The sequence below is a fragment of the Thermogutta sp. genome, from assembly GCF_014359955.1.
Lineage (GTDB): Bacteria > Planctomycetota > Planctomycetia > Pirellulales > Thermoguttaceae > Thermogutta.
In genome coordinates this window covers 1-2,239 of the sequence record NZ_JACIYL010000730.1, presented here as the reverse complement: position 1 = coordinate 2,239, position 2,239 = coordinate 1, and the positions used below count along the sequence as shown (strand labels likewise).

Sequence of the window (2,239 nt, the reverse complement as noted above, 5' to 3'; positions counted from 1 at the left end):
TCCAGTAAGGAGGTGCGACCATTTTCCACTCGCGTGATTGCTTCATAGGGAATGCGCTTCCGCAGAAGGGGAATCGGCCCAAACTGGACCACCAACGCGTCTCCGCCGTCGTAAATGGTCAGCGAGGTAAAACACAGGGTAACGCCCCCAACGATTCCGGTAACTAGAAGATAGGTCCACCAGGGAATTGGTTTGCCCGGAAGAAAAAAATCCAAGATAAAAAGATAAAGCACAATCAAAGGTACAAGAAGGTACCATCGGCCGAACTGCGTGTTGTGATAGCGCATCTCGGGAACCTCGGCTGGGTGGAACTGAGGTTTATTTCTGACTCGGGATCTGATACACCCGTACGGCAAACGGACTCCACGGACCGGTCGATACGCACCCAGCATGGACTGGACATGCCTCACCGGCTTATTCCAACCGGGGAGGTGGCTGTGAACCGCACGGAATCATTATCCCGTTATGAGACCGACAATCACAGGTGGCTGCGTTTGCGGCGAGCCGCAAAAAGCCTCCCGGGTCACAACTTACCGCGGACGGATTAAACTGGATGTTTTGCCCCTCGTGCAACCCGCACGGGAACAAAAGTCCAACCACCTGCTGGCACATCCCCTTTTTGTTTGCGCATGGCTGCTCCCGTCAACGATTGGATTGATGAACCGGGCGTCTATCGGCCTTTGCTTCGGCTTTCCTGGCCGGTGCTCCTGGAACAGGGACTGGCCATGCTGGTGGGCTTTTCCGACACGATCTTGACGGGGCACTATCTCAGCGCATCCCATCTGGCGGCCGTCAATTTGATGGCTTACCTCTTGTGGCTGCTCTACGGACTTTTCAGCGTTGTGGCGATTGGGGCCTCTGCTCTGGTGGCACGCTATGTCGGAGCCCGCCGTTTCATGATGGCGGAGCGGTTCATGCACCAGGCCCTGCTCGTGGGTTTTCTTGTAGCCGTGCCGGCGGCCATCCTGGCGACGGTGCTGGGGCCAAAGATCATCGCGTTTCTCCAGCTCAAAGGCATATCGGCGAAGGCGGCCCAAAGTTACTGGGAGATTGTCATCCCGGCCATGCCGTTCGTGATGTTCAGTGCGGTGGGGATCGCCTGTTTACGCGGAGCCGGGGCAATGGTTCAGGGGCTTATCATCATGACCATCGTCAACATCGTGAACATCGCCGTGAGTTGGGCCTTCTGCCTCGGTTTTGGACCATGTCCACGCTGGGGCTGGGAGGGCATCGCTTTCGGGACGGCGTGTGGCTATTGCGTGGGAGGCCTGGCGACCCTCTTCATTCTTCTAAAAGGACTGGCAGGGCTGCATCTTCGCTGGAGGATGTTTCGTTATCAAGGCAAGCTGGTCTATCGGCTGCTCCGGGTGGGCATCCCCGGTGGGCTGGAAACCCTGTCGATGATCCTCTGCCAGTTATGGTTCGTGGCCATCGTCAACGCGCTGGGGGACAAGGCGGCCGCTGCCCATGGAGTCGCCATCCGGATCGAATCGCTGGCATTTCTCCCCGGCGCTGCCTTTCAGGTGGCCGCGGCCACCATGACCGGCCAGTATCTGGGCGCACGCCAGCCCCATAAAGCAACGCGAGGGGTCATCGCCGCCTGTGTTCTGGCGGGTTTGGTGATGGGCACAGGAGCCATCCTTTTCTACACATTCCCCCTGGAGCTTGCCGGCCTCATGGTGGGCGAGCACCAGCGGGATGTCGCGCATCTGGCGGCCCCCCTGCTCCGTACCATCGCTCTGGGCATTCCTCCTTTGGTTTTCGTGACCATATTTTCCGGTGCTTTACGCGGCGCTGGCGACACACGCTGGCCGCTGTTATTCAGCCTGATCGGATTGCTCGGGGTAAGAATTCCCGGTGCGTACTGGCTGGCGCTGCCCCGGATCGTGTTGCCTGGTGTCGATCTCACCGTGGCGGGATGGGGGCTTGGTGTTCTGGGGGCCTGGTACGCGATGGTGGCGGATCTCTATCTCCGCGCCTGCCTGACCACCTGGCGATTCGTCCAAGGAGGGTGGAAAACCATCCGCGTGTGAAGGAAACGTCTCAGTTTATTCAGACCAATTCGTCAGCTACACTAAATACGGTGTTCTATCCGTTCCCGCCCAATTGAGAACCGGCTTACCCGAGCTTGCCCGGATTGGGCTGCCGTCGGTTTGCTATCGGGGAGGACTGTCGTGGAGAAGTGTCCTTACACCTCGTGGTTGGGAACCGGTGCCTCCCACGCGGGGCTGCCCGGTTG

2 protein-coding genes are annotated in these 2,239 nt (G+C 59.0%); one reads left to right on the top strand and one right to left on the bottom strand.

Features of this window, described 5'->3' with window-relative positions; translation table 11 throughout:
• The coding region (locus H5U08_RS16380; protein WP_297035497.1) for a hypothetical protein at positions 1-287 on the bottom strand (287 nt) is incomplete at its 3' end.
• A gap of 342 nt (positions 288-629) precedes the next feature.
• Between H5U08_RS16380 and H5U08_RS16375 the strand changes: the two genes are divergently transcribed.
• Entirely contained in the window at positions 630-2,033 is a 1,404-nt protein-coding gene (locus H5U08_RS16375; RefSeq protein ID WP_297035494.1) for an MATE family efflux transporter, read from the top strand.
• The last annotated feature ends 206 nt before the right edge of the window (positions 2,034-2,239 follow it).

Bases quoted from the DNA above. Each gene is read 5' to 3' on its own strand.
- H5U08_RS16375 (WP_297035494.1), top strand. From the start codon at position 630: ATGGCTGCTCCCGTCAACGATTGGATTGATGAACCGGGCGTCTATCGG.